This window comes from Clostridium sp., from assembly GCF_021372645.1.
Taxonomy (GTDB): Bacteria; Bacillota; Clostridia; order Clostridiales; family Clostridiaceae; genus Clostridium.
In genome coordinates this window covers 58,590-74,673 of record NZ_JAJFUC010000090.1, presented here as the reverse complement: position 1 = coordinate 74,673, position 16,084 = coordinate 58,590, and the positions used below count along the sequence as shown (strand labels likewise).

Annotated in this window: 16 protein-coding genes, 1 other RNA gene and 1 other annotated feature; of the genes, 7 read left to right on the top strand and 10 right to left on the bottom strand. The window is 28.1% G+C overall.

Annotated elements, in window-relative coordinates; translation table 11 throughout:
• Positions 1-310 precede the first annotated feature (310 nt).
• Together LLF98_RS13790 and LLF98_RS13785 are read left to right on the top strand one after the other, a co-directional pair.
• Positions 311-496 (top strand): hypothetical protein, encoded by a 186-nt coding sequence (locus LLF98_RS13790; RefSeq protein WP_291704562.1) that lies wholly within the window; start codon positions 311-313, stop codon positions 494-496.
• A gap of 46 nt (positions 497-542) precedes the next feature.
• A complete protein-coding gene (locus LLF98_RS13785; protein ID WP_291704560.1) occupies positions 543-1,037 on the top strand; it encodes a 3'-5' exonuclease in 495 nt (164 codons plus the stop codon).
• Positions 1,038-1,085: 48 nt separating this feature from the next.
• On the opposite strand, the gene ssrA is transcribed toward LLF98_RS13785, so the two are convergent.
• From ssrA to LLF98_RS13770, 3 genes are all read right to left on the bottom strand, one after another.
• Positions 1,086-1,441, bottom strand: a transfer-messenger RNA (tmRNA) gene (gene ssrA, locus LLF98_RS13780).
• 396 nt (positions 1,442-1,837) lie between these two features.
• The gene (gene gltA, locus LLF98_RS13775; protein WP_291704558.1) at positions 1,838-3,232 is read right to left on the bottom strand and encodes an NADPH-dependent glutamate synthase; all 1,395 of its coding nucleotides are present in this window, start codon (positions 3,230-3,232) and stop codon (positions 1,838-1,840) included.
• Positions 3,232-4,122 (bottom strand): sulfide/dihydroorotate dehydrogenase-like FAD/NAD-binding protein, encoded by an 891-nt coding sequence (locus LLF98_RS13770; RefSeq protein WP_291704555.1) that lies wholly within the window; start codon positions 4,120-4,122, stop codon positions 3,232-3,234. The genes gltA and LLF98_RS13770 overlap by 1 nt, the downstream gene beginning before the upstream one ends.
• Positions 4,123-4,498: 376 nt before the next feature.
• Between LLF98_RS13770 and LLF98_RS13765 the strand changes: the two genes are divergently transcribed.
• Positions 4,499-5,059 (top strand): class I SAM-dependent methyltransferase, encoded by a 561-nt coding sequence (locus LLF98_RS13765; protein ID WP_291704553.1) that lies wholly within the window; start codon positions 4,499-4,501, stop codon positions 5,057-5,059.
• A 54-nt stretch (positions 5,060-5,113) separates the two neighbouring features.
• Here LLF98_RS13765 and dut read toward each other — a convergent pair whose 3' ends face one another.
• Together dut and LLF98_RS13755 are read right to left on the bottom strand one after the other, a co-directional pair.
• Positions 5,114-5,554, bottom strand: coding sequence for a dUTP diphosphatase (gene dut / locus LLF98_RS13760; protein ID WP_291704551.1), 441 nt, complete (start codon positions 5,552-5,554; stop codon positions 5,114-5,116).
• A gap of 213 nt (positions 5,555-5,767) precedes the next feature.
• A complete protein-coding gene (locus tag LLF98_RS13755; protein WP_291704550.1) occupies positions 5,768-6,181 on the bottom strand; it encodes a prealbumin-like fold domain-containing protein in 414 nt (137 codons plus the stop codon).
• Positions 6,182-6,422: 241 nt separating this feature from the next.
• On the opposite strand from LLF98_RS13755, the gene LLF98_RS13750 reads away from it, so the two are divergent.
• The gene (locus tag LLF98_RS13750; RefSeq protein WP_291704547.1) at positions 6,423-7,139 is read left to right on the top strand and encodes a polysaccharide deacetylase family protein; all 717 of its coding nucleotides are present in this window, start codon (positions 6,423-6,425) and stop codon (positions 7,137-7,139) included.
• Positions 7,140-7,220: 81 nt separating this feature from the next.
• Here LLF98_RS13750 and LLF98_RS13745 read toward each other — a convergent pair whose 3' ends face one another.
• The 4 genes from LLF98_RS13745 to LLF98_RS13730 form a co-directional block, all read right to left on the bottom strand.
• Positions 7,221-7,760 (bottom strand): tryptophan transporter, encoded by a 540-nt coding sequence (locus tag LLF98_RS13745; protein WP_291704544.1) that lies wholly within the window; start codon positions 7,758-7,760, stop codon positions 7,221-7,223.
• A gap of 131 nt (positions 7,761-7,891) precedes the next feature.
• Positions 7,892-8,124, bottom strand: a binding site (T-box leader).
• Between the two features lie 45 nt (positions 8,125-8,169).
• Positions 8,170-9,915 carry a bifunctional diguanylate cyclase/phosphodiesterase gene (locus LLF98_RS13740; RefSeq protein WP_291704542.1) on the bottom strand — a complete coding sequence of 582 codons (1,746 nt, stop codon included), beginning with the start codon at positions 9,913-9,915 and terminating at the stop codon, positions 8,170-8,172.
• 428 nt (positions 9,916-10,343) lie between these two features.
• Complete coding sequence (locus LLF98_RS13735; protein ID WP_291704540.1) at positions 10,344-10,532, bottom strand: DUF4250 domain-containing protein; 189 nt, start codon at positions 10,530-10,532, stop codon at positions 10,344-10,346.
• Between the two features lie 86 nt (positions 10,533-10,618).
• Positions 10,619-11,485 (bottom strand): ATP-binding protein, encoded by an 867-nt coding sequence (locus LLF98_RS13730; RefSeq protein ID WP_291704539.1) that lies wholly within the window; start codon positions 11,483-11,485, stop codon positions 10,619-10,621.
• Positions 11,486-11,588: 103 nt separating this feature from the next.
• On the opposite strand from LLF98_RS13730, the gene LLF98_RS13725 reads away from it, so the two are divergent.
• The 3 genes from LLF98_RS13725 to LLF98_RS13715 all read left to right on the top strand — a co-directional run bounded on the left by LLF98_RS13725 (position 11,589) and on the right by LLF98_RS13715 (position 13,033).
• Positions 11,589-11,756, top strand: a complete 168-nt coding sequence (locus tag LLF98_RS13725; RefSeq protein ID WP_366512120.1) for a PspC domain-containing protein — start codon at positions 11,589-11,591, stop codon at positions 11,754-11,756.
• Positions 11,757-11,928: 172 nt separating this feature from the next.
• Positions 11,929-12,522 (top strand): ECF transporter S component, encoded by a 594-nt coding sequence (locus LLF98_RS13720; RefSeq protein ID WP_291704537.1) that lies wholly within the window; start codon positions 11,929-11,931, stop codon positions 12,520-12,522.
• A 325-nt stretch (positions 12,523-12,847) separates the two neighbouring features.
• The gene (locus LLF98_RS13715; RefSeq protein WP_291704535.1) at positions 12,848-13,033 is read left to right on the top strand and encodes an alpha/beta-type small acid-soluble spore protein; all 186 of its coding nucleotides are present in this window, start codon (positions 12,848-12,850) and stop codon (positions 13,031-13,033) included.
• 257 nt (positions 13,034-13,290) lie between these two features.
• On the opposite strand, the gene clpB is transcribed toward LLF98_RS13715, so the two are convergent.
• Positions 13,291-15,885, bottom strand: coding sequence for an ATP-dependent chaperone ClpB (clpB, locus tag LLF98_RS13710; protein ID WP_291704533.1), 2,595 nt, complete (start codon positions 15,883-15,885; stop codon positions 13,291-13,293).
• Positions 15,886-16,084 lie beyond the last annotated feature (199 nt).

The window sequence follows — 16,084 nt, the reverse complement described above, 5'->3', positions numbered from 1 at the left end:
ATCTTATTAAGCACTAAAACATCCATAGTTAACACCTCTCGATAATTTTATTTTTAGTTTGGATATTTTAGTTGATTTATATTTATGGATATTTTTTCTTGATAGTTATTTTTGAAGTTTTCATTTTGCAACATATATATTTAGTTATAATATTAATATTAATATTAAATCCAAAAATGAATTGTTAGAGGAGATAATAAGTACTAAAGATATAAAAAAAAGAACTATTATTAAATCAAGTATGGAGTTTAAATCTTCAAAAGAATTTGTAATAATACTTAAAAGATTAATCTAGCATTTTGAGCATAGAATGATAAACGTTTCAGATATTTATTATGATGGAATATACATTAATGATAGACATTCAATTAAAGAGTTTTTATTAAAGGATACTGCAAATATGCCTATTGAAAAAAAACTGACAATAATTGAAAATAAAATATTTGAAAAACTTCAGCCTATAAGAAAGAAAAGAAGCTACCTTATCTATTTATGAGGATGTAAAAACAATATTAGGTAAAAAGAGAAGCTTAGCCGTATCCATGAATAAAAGTTTTAGATGTTCATATGAAATAAGTAAGTTTAGTAATAACTTTCTTAATGAAAATATTCAAATAGAAAGTTTTGAAAGACATGAAGAGGAACCTAAAGTAATTAAAGCTGATACTATTTATGATTTAGATGAAAAAATAGTTAACAATATATATAATTATAAGGAGTTAAATTATACATCAATAGCAGTACTATGTAAGAGTATGAGTGAATGTAAAACAGTTTATAATAGACTTAAAGATAAAATAAATATCAAAATTATTAGTGGAGATAATGAGAGCATAAATGGTGTAATGTTGATACCTATATATATGGCTAAGGGACTGGAATTTGATTGTGTTCTAGTTTATGACGCAAATAGCAGAAAATATAAAACAGGATTTGATAAACGACTATTATACATTGCATCAACTAGAGCACTTCACAAATTAATATTATTTTATACTGGCAGTAAATCTAAATATTTGGAGTTTAATGATATTTAGGAATATAAAATAACCCACGAAAATTAATTTAGATTTTCGTGGGTTTCATGGTGGAGGCGAGGGGTATCGAACCCCTGTCCGAAAGCAGCTGAATTTGCCTTTCTCCGAGTGCAGTCTAAGTTTTAAGATTCCCCAAAAGCATCGCCCTTAGACAGGCTATACTTTCCGGTAGCTTCATAAATACCCCTTTAGCTCAAAGCTTTGCTAAACTTCGTTTCCTACTTAATGACACCAGTTATCCAAGCCGTAGGCAGCAAGGGCTGATGAGTAGCTTTAAACTAAGCTGCTATTGCAAAATTATCTTCTGCGTTTACATTAATGCATACTTGATTTGCGAGGACACATGCTTCCCTCGACTCGCTTAACAAACCCTATCCCACCCCCGTCGAAGCCAAAACGCCCCCAGGTTTAAGATGGTTTAATAACAAATTCAATTTTCAAAGAATGTTCATCTTATATTACCTATTCTATATGATTCCTTTCACTATGTCAAATAACACTTTTTTGTAATTTTGGATTTTAAAATTATTTGAAAAAAGAACAATCTATATATTTCTCTTTATCATTACATTTACTTCACTAATTCTCAATATTTTCTATTTTTTCAAAACAATCAAAATAATTTACACAAACAAAAGAGACATTTGTACAAGACGCTAGTAAACTTAAAGTTTCTTACTTAGTTTACTAATCTCTTAGAACAAATATCTCTTATTTTTTTAATATACCTTATTATATATCTACTCAACAAAATTCAGACAACATGCTTTCCCGTTAATTATTGATTTATAATAAATATTCTACCTTCCTTGTAAATAATCATCTATAGCTTTTGCTGCTTTTTTACCAGCACCCATAGCTAAAATTACTGTTGCTGCTCCTGTAACTGCATCTCCACCAGCATAAACGCCTTCTTTTGTAGTAAGACCAGTTTCATCTTCAGCTACTATACATTTTCTCTTATTAATTTCTAACCCTTCTGTTGTTGAAGAAATTAATGGATTTGGTGATGTTCCAAGAGACATTATTACGGTATCTACATCCATAACAAACTCCGATCCAGCTACTTCAACTGGACTTCTTCTGCCAGATGCATCTGGTTCTCCAAGTTCCATTTTTATACATTTCATTCCTTTAACCCATCCATTTTCATCTACTAAGATTTCATTTGGATTAGTTAAAACATCAAATATTACACCTTCTTGCATAGCATGATGAACTTCTTCAACTCTTGCAGGAAGTTCAGATTCTCCTCTTCTATAAACAATATGACTTTCAGCTCCAAGTCTTAATGCAGTTCTTGCTGCATCCATAGCAACATTTCCTCCACCGACTACAGCAACTTTATTTCCTGCTCTAACTGGAGTTTCATATCCATCTACAGCTGCTTTCATTAAGTTTACTCTAGTTAAAAATTCATTAGCAGAGCTTACTCCATTTGCATTTTCTCCTGGTATTCCCATAAATCTTGGAAGACCTGCTCCTGAACCTATAAATACTGCTTTAAACCCTTCATCTTCAAACAATTGGTCTATAGTTATAGTTCTACCGATTATAACATTAGTTTCTATTTTAACACCAAGTTTTTTAATATTTTCAACTTCGTTTTTAACTACTTTTTCTTTTGGAAGTCTGAATTCTGGAATACCGTATTCTAATACTCCGCCTGCTTTGTGAAGTGCTTCAAAGATAGTTACATCATATCCCTTTTTAGCTAAATCTCCAGCGCAAGTTAAACCTGCAGGACCACTTCCTACAACTGCAATTTTTATGCCATTCTTAGGCTCTGTTGCACTTAAATCAACCTTATGCTCTGCTGCCCAGTCTGCTGTAAATCTTTCAAGCTTACCTATAGATACTGAGTCGCCCTTTATACCTAAAACACATCTTCCTTCACATTGCTTTTCTTGCGGACAAACTCTTCCACAAACTGCTGGAAGCGCACTATATTTTGAAATTTCTTTTGCTGCATCTTCAAATTTTTCATCTTTAACATGTGCAATAAATTTAGGAATATTAATAGATACTGGGCATCCTTCTACACATTTAGGATTCTTACAGTTTAAACATCTTGCAGCTTCTTTGGTAGCTTCTTCTTCATTATATCCCAAACAAACTTCTTCAAAATTTGTAGCTCTAACCTTTGGATCTTGTTCTCTTACTGGTATTCTAACTAATCTTTCACTCATGTCCATTATTTATCACCTCCACAACCGCAGCCACCATGGCTATGAGTATTTCCTTCTTCTGCTTTTAACATCGCTTTTCCTTCTTCAGTCTTATACATAGTTTGTCTTCTCATTGATTCATCATAGTTTACTAGATGTCCATCAAATTCAGGTCCATCAACACAAGCAAATTTAACTTCTCCACCAACAGTTACTCTACATGCCCCACACATTCCAGTACCATCAACCATTATTGGATTTAAACTTACTGTAGTTGGAATTTCTAATTCTTTAGTTAACATAGAAGTGAATTTCATCATTATCATTGGTCCAATAATAATAGCATGATCATACTTTTTACCTTGGTTATTAACTAAGTCTTTAAGCATATCTGATCCAGTTCCTTTAAATCCATATGTTCCATCATCAGTTGTTACATAAAGATTTCCAGCAACCTTTCTTAATTCTTCTTCATATATTAGTAAGTTTTTTGTTCTGCTTCCTAATATAACATCTGTATCTATTCCTTGTTCATGCATCCATTTTACTTGTGGATAAACTGGCGCTGCACCAACTCCCCCTGCGATAAAGATAATTTTCTTTTTCTTTAACTCATCTAGATTTTCATGTATTAACTCACTAGGTTGTCCAAGGGGTCCAACAAAATCAGCTACTTCTTCACCAACTTCATATGAAGCTAATTCTTTAGTTCCTTTTCCAACAGTTTGGAAAACTATTGAAACGGTTCCACTTTCCTTATTATAGTCTGCTATTGTAAGTGGAATTCTTTCACCTTTTTCATTGTTCTTTATAATAATAAATTGACCTGGTTTTGCAGATTTTGCTACTCTTGGAGCTTCTATATCCATTAAGAATATATTATCTGTAAGTTCCCTTTTACTAACTATTTTATACATGCTATAAGCACCCCCCTTTAATTCTGTTAAGCTTTATTACTTTAATATATAGTTTACACTATTATTCTGAATTTTTAAAATACTTTTTATGAATTTTTCCATGTTTCTATGATTCTTAAAAAAATATATTTATAATTAAAATAAGTAGTAACCTAATTTACATGTTGTAAATTTCACTTTATTTTATGAACTTATTGTTGTGAACACTGAACAATGTTAATATAATATTGTTCATTAACTGAACAATATTAGTAGAGGAAAATTAGGAATAAATTTGCGATATAGTATTCTTCAAGTTACGAATATTAATTTTATATATATTCATTGAACTATTATTTCAAATTTGACTCTACCTTAAATTTAGGAGGAGAGATTTATGGAAAATATGTCTTATTGGAAAGAAGTTTGGGAGAGAAAAGGAAATGGCAACACTAATTGTCTAGAGGAGTTAGATGGCTATGAAGATACTTCTGCTAATGTAAAAGAAATAGCAAGACAAATTGTTGAAGAATTAGATATTAAAGAAACAGATACAGTGTTAGAAGTAGCTTGTGGCGCTGGTGGATTAGCTCAATATATAAAATGTGGCCAATATGTTGGAGTGGATTATTCTACTTCCCTTGTAAAAAGACATATAGAACTACTTAAGAATTCAGTTTTACACGGTGAAGCAAACAATTTAATTTTTAAGGATAAAACCTTTGATAAAGTATTTTGCTTTGGAGCATTTCACTATTTTCCAAATCAAGAATATGCCAAACAAGCAATTGCAGAATTAAAAAGAGTTGCTAAAGAAGCAATATTTATTGGTGATTTACCTGTAACTTCACATAGAGAAGAACATTTACTTTATGATAAAAATGATTTTGAGGGTTGGAAAATCATGGATGGATACTATAATCCATCTAGATTCAATGTTTCCCTAAAATTAGTTTAATTCATATGCTACAGGTATAGATAAATATTCAAAGCATTTATCCATACCTGTAAATCATCTTGTACCTGAAGATCCAAAACCGTTTTCGCTTCTTTCACTATCAGACAATTCTGCTGTTTCTATTATTTTAACTTTAAATACAGGTTTTATTACCATTTGAGCAATTTTCATTCCTTGTTCTATTTTAAAAACTTCATTACCATGATTGATTAAAATAACCCCAATTTCACCTCTATATCCTTCGTCTATAGTTCCTGGTGAATTTAATGTAGTTATTCCACTTTTTAACGCTAAACCACTTCTTGGTCTTATTTGCGCTTCAGTATTTTTAGGTAACTCTATTTGTATTCCTGTATGTATTAATCCTCGTTCTCCTGGATTTAAAATTAGTTCTTGTACTGCATATAAATCTAATCCTGCATCTCCTACATGAGCATAATTAGGTATTATAGCCTTATCATTAATTTTCTTTATTTTTAACATATAATCTTCCAATTCAACACCTACTCTAAAACTTTATAATCATTACGATTATAGCTTAATTTAAATTAATGTACAATGTACATTTAAATTTAAATTTTATAAATTAATATTTAACTATAAATTATTAATTGCGACATATATAATTCAAAAAATCAGTTAAATATATGCAAAAGGCTATATTTAAGATCAAAAAATATTTTATATCTTAAATATAGCCTTCTTATTTTATATCAAATGCTTATGTTTATCTTGTGATACAAATCTTTTAATTCTATTGATTATAGTTAATTTCTGATTTTTATTAACCCTATCTATTATTATCTCATTCCAACTTATATACTTAGGTTTTTCAAAATATCTTTTATCGACAATTTCTATTATTCGATAGCATCCTTCTTCAACTTCTGAAAAAACAACTTTGCCCTCTCTATCTGTTATTTTAGATGTAATAAGAACTGGAGATAACCCATTTATTTTATATAAATTTATCTTTACACCTTGCAAACATTCATTATCTCCACAATCCAAGACTGATGTAACTACAATTTCTCCATTCTTAACTATATTATCTTCTGTTGACATTGGAGCATTAACACTATCTGTATATTTATTGTCAACTTTAGAAATAGCATCATCCATAAAAATTCCTCTTTACTTTATTTCTCTCTATATAATATGATTAAAAAATTTTTATGTGATTGTGATTTTTAGCATCTTAGGCACATTCAAACTATTATTTTTTTAGATTCATTATTTATATATCTCTTTCATTCATATTTAACAAATATATAAAATAATTTATTCTCTACTAAATATTTTAATAAAACCTTAATTTTTGTACATAATATTATTGTACAAAAATATTTATGGGGGTGATTATATGAATCTAAAATTCATCAAGAAATACATTCCATTTATTTTAATAATAATGACCATAGTTAATTACTACATGTTTAACACTATTCCTGTTTATGCTAATGAAAAAAAAATAGTCTATCTAACTTTTGACGATGGACCTGCTAGAAAAGTAACTAAAGATATATTAGATATATTAAAAAATAATTCTGTTCCTGCAACCTTTTTTTTAATTGGAAACCAAATTAAAGGTCAAGAGCATTTAATACAAAGAATATATCATGAAGGTCATTCTCTTGGTCTTCATAGTATGAGCCATAAAAAAAATTGTCTTTATTCTTCTAATGAATCATTTTTAAAAGAAATGCTTGATACTCAAGAAACAATAAATTCTATAGTTGGCATTAAACCAGTTATATTAAGATTTCCTTTTGGTTGCAATAATAATTGTTATAGACTTTCTGAATCCATGGTTAATTTACTTCATGAAAATAATTTTAAAATTTATGATTGGAATACTGATAGTGGTGACGGTGCACATCCAAATGCTAACCCTGGTGTATTTATTAAAAATTCTAAAAGTAATAAAGATCATGTAATATTGTTAATGCATTGTGCATACATGAGCAAAAATTCTGTTAAAGCTCTGCCTGATATAATTAAGTATTATAAAGATAATGGATATGAATTTAAAGTAATTGATGAAAATACTCCTGAGGAATTTCATTTTATGAAAAAATAGCAATAACTAAAATAGAGACTATTTCAAAACAACTTGTTTTGAAATAGTCTCTTTAAATTATATAAGCTCATAAAATTTCTACTATATTGCATAAGTTCCATTCACTGATGTAATTTTTTCAACAATTTTAAATATTACAAGTCCTATTATTGTATTCAATACCATTGTTGGTATAACTGCTGATATAAACATAATTTTAAATGATAATCCTTCTGGCAATCCTGCTGTTTTCATTAATGCTATTATAAATGTTGCTCCACTTACTAACGTTCCTATAGGTAATAATAATCCTATTTGTTTTATTCTATTTATGCTATTTCTTAATGGTATTAATATTAAATACATAACATTACAAGTAATAAATTTATCTATAATATTAGCTACTAGTCCCCCTGGCATTTTACTTGTAAGTCCTGCAAACACTCCTATAATAATTCCACATGCTAATGCAGTTTTATACTCCTTATTAAATACTATTATTATAAATAACATTGCTAATGAAAAATCGCATTCTATTCCTATAAATGGTAATGGTGGTACTATTTGATGTAATATCGCTCCTATTGCTATTAAAATTGCATTTGCTGCCATTTTCCTTGTATTTACCTTTGTTGTATTCATAATTAAACTCCCCTTTATTAATATTTATTATTAATATTTATTCTTAATTTTTTTCTATGTTAAAATCACTTTCTTTCATAACATAACTATCACGCCCCTATTTTTAAGTATAAAAAACTCCGTCCTATAATTAATAGGACGGAGATTATCCGCGTTGCCACCTAGATTGCATAAAATGCCTCTCATTTCAGATACAAAAATATCTTATTCGCTATAACGTGCGACCTACGACTAAACTACTCTCAAAAGATTTCATATCGCTCCTCAAAGGCCCATTCATCACTAACTTCCGTACTGAAATCTCACTATCTTCAGCTCTCTTTGACATTGTATCATGATTACTATCCCTTTTCTTAGGATTTATTTTATACTGTCATATTATACTCATAAAACTTATTTGTCAACACCTTTATTGAATTTCTTTTCCAATTATATTTCTTATGTCATCAAACATTCTAGGTTCACTAAAATAGTATCCTTGAACAACATCACATAATATTGTTCTTAAATACTCAACTTGAGATTTATCTTCAACCCCTTCTGCAACTACTTCTATTCCTAATTGATGCGATAAATTTATTATATTTTCTACGATACATTTACTTTTAGGATTACTCAATAAATCAATTACAAAGCTTCTATCTATTTTTAGCACATCTATAGGTAATTTAGTTAAATAGTTTAAAGAAGAATATCCCGTCCCAAAATCATCTAAGGCTATTGTTACACCTAATTTTTTAATTTCTTCAAGAATTTTTACATTCTTATCAAAAGATTTCATAAGCATACTTTCTGTAATCTCAACTTCAATATATTTAGGGTTAATTTTATATTTATTTATTAAGTTTTTAAATTCTACTAAAACAATATCTTCTCTAAGTTGCATTTCTGATAAATTAACTGCTATTTTAAAATTATCATTACCTTCATTCAAAAGACATTTAGTTCTTTTAAATACTTCCTCTAAGACAAAACTTCCAATTAGAATTATCATTTTTGAACTTTCTGCTATTGGAATAAACTCTGCAGGACTTACAGAACCAAATTCACTACTTTTCCATCTAGCCAATGCTTCAAATCCATTAACTAAAGAATCATCTAGCGATACTTTAGGCTGAAACACAACATATAATTCATTATTCTGCAATGCAGTTCTTAGACCTTTTTGCAAGCTATAAATTCTATTTAACTCGACAGCAAGATTATCATTAAAAAAATCATATTCATTTTTTCCATTTTTTTTAGCTTCATACATTGCTGCATTTACATTCTTTAGCAATGTATTATAATCTATTCCATGATCTGGAGATAATGCCACTCCAATGCTTGCTGTTAAATAAATTTTCTTTTCATTCACTATATTAGGTTTCTCAAAAGATTTAATTATAATATTACATAAAGTTATTACTTCCTGTATATCTGTTATGTCAGGTTTAAATAATAAGAAAGTGTCTCCACTATATCTAGATACTAATATATCCTCTGTAACTGATGCTAGTATACTGTGGCTAACTTCTTTTAGTAATAAATCTCCAAAATCATGTCCAAAGGAGTCGTTTACATATTTAAAATTATCTAAATTAATTATTATCATAGCTGCTCTTGTATTATTATCTACCAAATTTTTCAATAAATTAAATACTGTATTTTTAAAAAAATATTTGTCAGGTAATCCTGTAACTCTATCACAGTGAATAATTGAATTTACAGTTTTATGAGTAACTAATTTTCTCCAATTGTTCATCAAAGAATCTATATCACTATATTCCTCATTTAAATTTCCAAATAAATAACTCGTTCCAACAAAATAGTATTTATAATTATTTTGAATTACTTTTCCAATAAGAATACATTCAATAATATTACTTCTAACACTTTTTATTTTGTATGTTTGTTGTATTTGTTCTCTATCTATATAACTTTTACTTAAATCCTTAGTAAAAAAGCTTAACATACTTTTTTTATCTTCTTCATGAATAAAATACATTAATTGTTCTAAAGTTTGATTTTCCACATCATATTCTTCTATAATATCTGTTATCTTATCATCAACTATTAACTTAGACTCTGATGGATTCCAAATTATAGTGATTCTATTAATATCTAATGAATCTAATATTCGTTCATAATTTAATTCAAATTCTTTATTAATCATCCCACTACAATCCTTTCCAAAATCCCCTGACTCTGATTATTTTTTTTCATTTGTATCCTTAGTTTTTTTATCAGTTACTAATGATGCTATTAAAGCTGCTGTTGCCGCCATAACAGTAATTATTTTGCCTGTCTTTTTTAAATTCATACAACATCATCCTCCTAAGCATTTTAAATTAAAACATATGAAAGGAAATAACGAGTCAAATATGTGATGTATATTTTGTCTTAAGACTAGGTACCCTTGTGGAGACATTTTCCCTCCTATGGGTATAAGTTTAACTAGCTTCAGCCAGAATGTAGAATTCCACTTAAAAAATTTTACTTTACATCAGACAAGACTGTATGTTTATCTCATAGTGGATTATTAGGTGAACATACTGACTTATTATTTTTTGATTATTCCCAATATTGTACTAAATTTTCAAATTATTTAAATTGATTTTTTTCTTCATTGTAGTTATATCCAATACTTTTTAATCTATTTAAAATATATTCTTTGGTGAGTTCTAAATCATTACAAAGAATATCTAAAGAAGCATATTGGTCTCTTAACTTCGTATTCATTAGACTTAATAATATATTAGGATCAATATTTTTTATAGAATCATTTGTCATTTTTTATTTTTCCTTTTTATCTATATATTTAAATATAATATAACATACATATCCAAATTAATAAATACTTTTACTATATCTTGGATTTATTCTTCGTCATAAAAATCTAAATAAGAATATTTTGTCTTGCCTTTTTGCCATCCCAATATACCATCCATACTAACATTTTCTGCCGCTTTAAATATAGACTTTTCTACACCATCAAAATTTTTCTTTAATTCCTTAATTAAATCCTTTATCTCATATCTCTTATTACCTATTTTTTCAGCTGCAACCATGCATGCACAATTTAATGGCCATATGCCACTATTATTTATGAAGTTCTTTATATAATCCTCTTCAATATAATACATAGGTCTTATCAACTCTAAATTCTCAAAGTTTTTTGATTTAAATTTAGGTAACATTGTTTTGAAATTACCTGCATATAATATGTTCAACATTGTTGTTTCAATTACATCATTATAATGATGCCCTAGAGCAAGCTTATTACATCCAAATTCCTTTGCCTTTGCATAAAGTGAACCTCTTCTCATTCTTGCACATAAGTAACAAGGATAATCTTTAGCCATTTTATCAACCACTTCAAAAATACTTGATTCGTACATATGAATTGGAATATTTAAATATTCACAGTTTTCTATTAATAGATTCTTTATATTTGGATGATATCCTGGGTCCATAGCTAAAAATACTACTTCAAAGTTAACTTGACCATGTCTTTGCAACTCTTGAAATAACTTTGCCATAAGTATACTGTCTTTTCCACCTGATATACCAACAGCAATTTTATCTCCTTCTTCAATTAGATTATAATCCTTAATTGCTCTAATAAATTTTGTCCAGATAGGTTTTCTATAACTCTTAATAATACTTCTTTCAATATCTTTTAATGGCCTTTTATCTCCATCTGGTATTATTCTTGCGCAACCTTTTCCTGCAATTGTACTCATTATTATGCGTCTCCTATCTTTTTAATATATCTTTCTTTAAAGAGTTTATAATGAACACATGAGATTTACAAGTATTTTTCTTATAATACTAACCACTTAAAGTATTTATAATGTATTTTTAGATTATATTAATAATGATGTTACTTTAATTAGAGTATTATTTGTATTGTTAACTATGAAATTTTTTCCAAATAGTATTATTGTTTATTTTGTATGTGCACTTATAATGCCAGATAAACAAGATATATTTAATGATCCTAATCAATATTAGAATAAAAAATAATTATCTTAGAAATTTTTAACCAAACTTATTGAACATTTTTCTAAAAGTGATAAAATATTATTTGTCGGTATTCCTTTGGAAGCTGAACGGAAATTCATATATTATTATATATTTTCCCGAATTATATCCACTATTAAGGAATGAGAACGGAGGTATCTCTATGGAAAGAAATTATATTAGATCAAAATTTTCTGTAAGGCAAATGACAATGGTTGGAATGCTTTCTGCTATTTCAATTTTTTTAGGACTAACTGGGTTGGGCTTTATTCCAATTCCACCTGTAAAAGCTACTATAATGCATATACCTGTTATTATAGGAGCAATTGTTGAAGGTCCTATGGTAGGAGCCTTAGTAGGATTAGTCTTTGGCTTGTTTTCAATGTATCAAAATTTTACTGCACCAGGGCCAACATCATTTATTTTTTGGAATCCTATAATAGCATTAGTGCCTAGAATCTTAATTGGAATTGTAGCATATTATGTGTACGCACTAATTAAGAAAAAATTTAAAAATCAAAGTATTAGTATTGCTATAGCATCAATATGTGCTACCTTAATTAATACCATAGGAGTTTTAGGTTTGACTTATATATTTTATTTAGAAAAATATTCAACTATTCTTGGAATAAACCCTAAAACTGCTGGACTTGCAATTGCGACAATAGGAGTTACAAATGGAGTCCCTGAAGCTATAGTTAGTGCTGTAATTTCAGTTCCTGTCATAGTTGCAATATTAAAAATAAAAAAATTATAAATAATATGTTTATTTTTAAATTATATAGGATCATATTCTTAAATAATATTAGGAATATGATCCTATATAAATAAATTTTTAGCCATCCTTATCTATTACATGGACCTTTTTACATATTCTGATTAGTAAACGTCTTATGATTTTAGCTAAATCTATTATTATAAGACATTCTTTTTTGTACTTTTTTTCCTCTTAATAACGTTTTTTACTTATATTCCTCTCATTACATAGGTTATATTTTTTAGTTCTACACACAATAATACTGCAAAGCAAAAAGAAATGCTTAGCAAATAAAAAATTTTATATTTCAAAGGAGGAATATATTATGGCAAATTCATCATTAGTACCTGAAGCAAAAAACGGTTTATCAAAATTCAAAACTGAAGTAGCAAGTGAAATGGGAGTTCCATTTACTGATTACAATGGAAACTTGTCTTCTAAACAATGCGGAAGTGTTGGAGGAGAAATGGTTAAGAGAATGGTACAACAATACGAATCTGGCATAAAGTAATATTTCCGGAGAGATGTACCTAAAGAAAGAGGTAGCTTAAAATAAAGCTATCTCTTTTTTATAAGATTATTGATTGTATAGTAATATTATATTTTTATTAATGAGAATAGTAAATAATTTTGTTTTCACACGAAACTATCTATTATTCTATTGCCCTATGTATACAAAACAAATTTCTATAAGAGTTTTAATTCTTATAGAAATTTATTTTTTTACTTATATATTTTATTTCACATTCCTAACTATTTATTTGTTAATCAGACAGTTATTATAGTAATTTCTTCATTAGATGCGTCAATTCTAACCTTTGAACCGTAGTTTATTTCTCCTTTTATTATCATCCTAGCAAGATTATTTTCTAAAGTATTTTGAATGTATCTCTTTAGTGGTCTTGCTCCATAAACTACATCATATCCTTCTCTTGCCATTATTCCCTTAGCTTCATCCGTAACTTCTATTTCTATATTCTTGTCTTTTAATCGTAAACTTACTTCATTTAAGAATATATCTATAATTCTCTTAATACCAACCTCAGACAATGGTTTGAACATTATAGTATCATCTACTCTGTTTAAAAATTCCGGTTTAAATCTTGATTTTAATACGTTCATTACTTTTAATTTTATGTCTTCTTCCACATGCTCTTCATTTTTATTTTCTAGCAAATATTCACTTCCAATGTTTGAAGTCATTATTATAATTGTATTTTTAAAATCTACAGTTTTTCCTTTATTGTCAGTTAGTCTACCATCATCTAGTATTTGAAGAAAGATATTAAATACATCTTCATGGGCTTTTTCAATTTCATCAAACAAAATTACACTATATGGATGTCTTCTTACTGCTTCTGTTAATTGACCACCTTCATCATACCCAATATATCCTGGAGGCGCTCCAACTAATCTAGATACTGAGTGTTTTTCCATATATTCTGACATATCAATACGAATAATATTTTCTTCTGAATCAAATAGATTTCTAGCTAATGTCTTAGCAAGTTCAGTTTTACCAACTCCTGTAGGCCCTAAAAATATAAATGAACCTATTGGTCTATTAATATCTTTAAGTCCTGCTCTTGCTCTAAGTATTGCATTAGTTACAGATTCAATTGCTTCTCCTTGTCCTATTACTCTTTTGCTCATATCCTCTTCCAATCTTAAAAGTTTTTCTCTTTCTCCTTCAAGTAAATTAGTTACTGGAATTCCTGTCCATTTAGAAAGTATAGATGATACTTCTTTTTCAGTTACTTCTTCTTTTAATAAAGCACCTTCATAATTTTCTTTTAATTCAATTTCTTTTTGTTTAATTTCTTCTTCTAATTTCGGAATTTTACTATATTGAATTTCAGCTACTTTATTATAATCAAAATTTCTTTGAGCAATTTCTATTTCTCCTCTGGCGTCATCTAACTCACTTTTCAACATTTTTATAGCTATAATTTGTTCTTTTTCTTTTGTATATTTTGCAGTCATTTCATCATTTTTTTCTTTTAATTCTGCAAGTTCTTTTTCAAGGTCTTCTAGTCTATTTTTTGAACTCTCATCTTTTTCTTTTGTTAAGGCTTCTTTTTCAATTTCAAGTTTAAATGTCTTTCTTCTTATAACATCAAGCTCTGTTGGAAGTGAATCAATTTCTGATCTTATCATAGCACCAGCTTCATCAATTAAATCAATAGCTTTATCTGGCATATACCTATCTTGAATATATCTATCAGAAAGTTTTGCAGCAGCGATTATTGCTGAATCATGAATTCTAATTCCATGATGTATTTCAAATCTTTCTTTTAACCCTCTTAAAATAGCTATTGTATCATCAACTGTAGGCTCATCTATAATTACTGGTTGGAATCTTCTTTCTAATGCTTTATCTTTTTCAATATATTGTCTATATTCATCAAAAGTTGTGGCACCTATACAATGAAGTTCTCCTCTAGCAAGTAGTGGCTTAATTAAATTTCCAGCATCCATAGCACCATCAGTCTTACCTGCTCCAACTATAGTATGAATTTCATCTATAAATAATAATATTCTTCCTTCGCTACTTTGAACTTCCTTTAGAACAGCCTTTAATCTTTCTTCAAATTCTCCTCTATATTTAGCTCCAGCAATTAATGCCCCCATATCTAATGAGAATATAATTTTATCCTTCAAACCTTCTGGAACATCACCGCGCACTATTCTTTCAGCTAAACCTTCAATGATTGCTGTTTTACCAACACCAGGTTCACCAATTAATACAGGATTATTCTTTGTTCTTCTAGAAAGAATTCTTATTGTTCTTCGTATTTCTTCATCTCTTCCTATAACAGGGTCAAGTTTATGATTTTTAGCTAGATCAATTAAATTTGTTCCATATTTAGCTAATGCATCATAGGTTCCTTCTGGATCTTGAGTCTCAACTCTTTGACTTCCTCTAACCTCTGAAAGAACTTTCAAGAATCTATCTTTAGTCACATTATATTGCTTTAATATCTTAGAAACTTGACTATTATTATCTAATTCTATAATAGCTAGCATTAAATGTTCTACACTAACATATGAATCTTCAAATTGTTTTGAAATTTCTTCAGCTTTAATTAAGACTTCTTCTACTTTTCTTGTAATATATACATTACCAACACCTTCACCTAAAACCTTCGGCATTGAATCTAATTCTTTATTTATTGAATCTTTTATACTCTTTATTGCTACACCCATTTTAGTGAAAATGTTTGGTACTAATCCATCATCTTGTTCTACAAGAGCAGAAAAAAGATGGATTAAATCAATTTGTTGGTGATTAAATTTAACTGCTGTAACATTTGCATCGTTTAATGCTTGTTGTACTCTTAATGTCATTTTATCAATATTCATGCTTGTTCCTCCTCAATTTCATATTTAGATTTTTACTGTATATTTTGTTTAAATAATATTTTTATACTTATAACCCAAATAATTCTTTCTTTAAATATATAATAATATATAAGTCAAAGAAAGTCAAAGTGTATTTGAGTTTATTATAAAAATTTTATAAAATCTTATAATAGAATATAGAAGGATATTTGCTTTTGAT

Excerpts from the sequence above, each read along its gene's own strand:
- LLF98_RS13770 (WP_291704555.1), bottom strand. The coding sequence starts at position 4,122 with ATGTATAAAATAGTTAGTAAAAGGGAACTTACAGATAATATATTCTTA.
- LLF98_RS13730 (WP_291704539.1), bottom strand. The coding sequence starts at position 11,485 with ATGAGTACAATTGCAGGAAAAGGTTGCGCAAGAATAATACCAGATGGA.
- LLF98_RS13720 (WP_291704537.1), top strand. The coding sequence starts at position 11,929 with ATGGAAAGAAATTATATTAGATCAAAATTTTCTGTAAGGCAAATGACA.
- LLF98_RS13785 (WP_291704560.1), top strand. The coding sequence starts at position 543 with ATGAATAAAAGTTTTAGATGTTCATATGAAATAAGTAAGTTTAGTAAT.
- LLF98_RS13755 (WP_291704550.1), bottom strand. The coding sequence starts at position 6,181 with ATGGATGATGCTATTTCTAAAGTTGACAATAAATATACAGATAGTGTT.
- LLF98_RS13740 (WP_291704542.1), bottom strand. The coding sequence starts at position 9,915 with ATGATTAATAAAGAATTTGAATTAAATTATGAACGAATATTAGATTCA.
- gltA (WP_291704558.1), bottom strand. The coding sequence starts at position 3,232 with ATGGACATGAGTGAAAGATTAGTTAGAATACCAGTAAGAGAACAAGAT.
- clpB (WP_291704533.1), bottom strand. The coding sequence starts at position 15,885 with ATGAATATTGATAAAATGACATTAAGAGTACAACAAGCATTAAACGAT.
- LLF98_RS13745 (WP_291704544.1), bottom strand. The coding sequence starts at position 7,760 with ATGAATACAACAAAGGTAAATACAAGGAAAATGGCAGCAAATGCAATT.
- LLF98_RS13765 (WP_291704553.1), top strand. The coding sequence starts at position 4,499 with ATGGAAAATATGTCTTATTGGAAAGAAGTTTGGGAGAGAAAAGGAAAT.
- LLF98_RS13735 (WP_291704540.1), bottom strand. The coding sequence starts at position 10,532 with ATGACAAATGATTCTATAAAAAATATTGATCCTAATATATTATTAAGT.
- LLF98_RS13750 (WP_291704547.1), top strand. The coding sequence starts at position 6,423 with ATGAATCTAAAATTCATCAAGAAATACATTCCATTTATTTTAATAATA.
- LLF98_RS13715 (WP_291704535.1), top strand. The coding sequence starts at position 12,848 with ATGGCAAATTCATCATTAGTACCTGAAGCAAAAAACGGTTTATCAAAA.
- LLF98_RS13790 (WP_291704562.1), top strand. The coding sequence starts at position 311 with ATGATAAACGTTTCAGATATTTATTATGATGGAATATACATTAATGAT.